General features: G+C 58.1%; 2 protein-coding genes. Both read left to right on the top strand.

The features are described from left to right. Positions 1-19 precede the first annotated feature (19 nt). On the top strand, positions 20-1,558 hold the full coding sequence (gene atpA / locus JNK99_RS04190) for a F0F1 ATP synthase subunit alpha (RefSeq protein ID WP_291849063.1): 1,539 nt from the start codon (positions 20-22) through the stop codon (positions 1,556-1,558). Between the two features lie 18 nt (positions 1,559-1,576). Further along, entirely contained in the window at positions 1,577-2,440 is an 864-nt protein-coding gene (gene atpG, locus JNK99_RS04185; protein WP_291849060.1) for a F0F1 ATP synthase subunit gamma, read from the top strand. Positions 2,441-2,509 lie beyond the last annotated feature (69 nt).

The following is a 2,509-nucleotide window of genomic DNA, read 5'->3' as shown; positions in this document are numbered from 1 at the left end:
AAGAACTAGGAGAATTTCCATGCAGTTGAATCCTTCCGAAATCAGCGAACTGATCAAGAGCAAGATCGAGAATCTTGCGATCAGCGCCGATCTGCGCACCCAGGGCACCGTCGTTTCGGTGACCGATGGTATCTGCCGTGTTTACGGCCTGACCGACGTCATGCAGGGGGAGATGCTCGAGTTTCCGGGCAACACCTTCGGTATGGCATTGAACCTCGACCGCGACTCGGTTGGCGCGGTGGTTCTCGGTGAATACGATCAGATCAGCGAAGGCGACACGGTCAAGACCACCGGCCGCATTCTCGAGGTACCGGTCGGTCCGGAACTGCTCGGTCGTGTAGTGAACTCGCTTGGTCAGCCGATCGACGGCAAAGGCCCGGTGAACAACAAGCTGACCGACAAGATCGAGAAGGTCGCGCCTGGTGTCATCTGGCGCAAGTCGGTGTCGCAGCCGGTGCAGACGGGTCTCAAGTCGATCGACGCCATGGTGCCGATCGGCCGCGGTCAACGTGAGTTGATCATCGGCGACCGGCAGACCGGCAAAACGGCGGTGGCCGTCGACACAATCATCAATCAGAAGGGGCAGGACCTGATCTGCATCTATGTGGCGGTCGGTCAGAAAGCCTCGACGGTTGCCAATGTCGTGCGCAAGCTGGAAGAGAACGGTGCGATGGAATACACCATCGTGGTTGCCGCCACTGCTTCCGAATCGGCGGCCCTGCAGTACATCGCTCCCTACTCCGGTTGCACGATGGGCGAGTATTTCCGTGACCGTGGCCAGGATGCGCTGATCATCTACGACGACCTGACCAAGCAAGCCTGGGCTTACCGTCAGGTTTCCCTGCTGCTGCGCCGTCCACCGGGCCGTGAGGCTTATCCCGGCGACGTTTTCTATCTGCACTCCCGCTTGCTCGAGCGCGCTGCACGGGTTTCTGCCGAATGGGTCGAGAAGTTCACCAATGGTGAGGTCAAGGGCAAGACCGGCTCACTGACCGCCCTGCCGGTCATTGAGACGCAGGCTGGCGACGTGTCGGCCTTCGTGCCGACCAACGTGATCTCGATTACCGACGGCCAGATCTTTCTTGATACCGATCTCTTCAATGCGGGTATCCGGCCTGCCATCGATGCCGGTATCTCGGTTTCGCGCGTCGGTGGTGCAGCGCAGACCAAGGTGATCAAGAAGCTGGGTGGTGGCGTCCGCCTGGCTCTCGCCCAGTACCGCGAACTCGCTGCCTTCGCCCAGTTTGCTTCCGATCTGGATGAGGCTACCCGCAAGCAACTCGATCGCGGTCGCCTGGTGACCGAACTCATGAAGCAGCCGCAGTACTCGCCCTTGTCCATCTCCGAGATGGCGATCACCCTGCACGCCGTCAACAAGGGCTACTTTGACGATGTCGATGTCAAAAAAGCCCTGGCGATCGAGAAACAGATGCATGGTTTTGTCAAGCAGAAGTACGCCGACCTGATCACGAAGATCGAGACGACCAAGGATCTTGACGCGGATGCCGAGCAGAAACTCGGCAAGGCGATCGAGGAATTCAAGGCCACGTTGGCCTGATCGAGCGAGGAGATCGCCATGCCTAGCGGCAAGGAAATCCGCAACAAGATCAAGAGCGTCGAGAGCACGCGCAAGATCACCAAGGCCATGGAGATGGTGGCCGCATCCAAGATGCGCAAAGCGCAGGACAGGATGCGCGCTGCTCGCCCCTACGGTGAGAAGATTCGCCGGGTTGCCGGCAATCTATCGCATGCCCTGACCGATTACCGCCATCCATTCCTGACGGTACGCGAACAGGTTAAGACGGTCGGTCTGATCGCCGTGACCTCCGACAAGGGTCTGTGCGGCGGCTTGAATACCAATGTGCTGCGCCTCGCTCTGAGCAAGATGAAAGAGTGGGATGCGGAAGGCAAGAAGCTTCGGGTCACGGCGATTGGCAACAAGGGGCTGGGTTTTATGCAGCGCGCCGGGGCCAATATCGTTTCGCAGTTGACCGGTCTGGGCGATACACCGCACCTGGAAAAGTTGATCGGTCCGGTCAAGGTTCAGCTCGATACCTACATGAAGGGTGAGATCGATGTGCTTTACATCGCCTTCACCCGCTTCATCAACACGATGAAGCAGGAACCGACGCTTTACCAGTTGCTGCCGCTATCCGGTGACTTGGTGGGCGGTGAGGGCAACCGGTGGGACTACATCTATGAACCCGAAGCCAAGACGGTGATTGATGACCTGCTGGTGCGTTACGTCGAGGCGATGATTTACCAATCTGTTGCCGAAAACATGGCGTCCGAGCAAAGCGCGCGCATGGTGGCCATGAAATCGGCTTCCGACAACGCCAAGAACGTGATCGGCGAACTGAAACTGGTTTACAACAAGGCTCGCCAGGCAGCGATTACCAAAGAGCTTTCGGAGATCGTCGGCGGCGCAGCGGCTGTCTGACCACGCGATAATTAGTTTATTGATTAGGGATACGACGATGAGTCAAGGAAACATTGTTCAGTGTATCGG

The sequence above is a fragment of the Accumulibacter sp. genome (assembly GCF_016789985.1).
In the GTDB taxonomy this organism is placed as follows: domain Bacteria; phylum Pseudomonadota; class Gammaproteobacteria; order Burkholderiales; family Rhodocyclaceae; genus Accumulibacter.
Note: the sequence above shows the minus strand (reverse complement) of the source record. Positions and strands in the feature narration are given on the sequence as shown.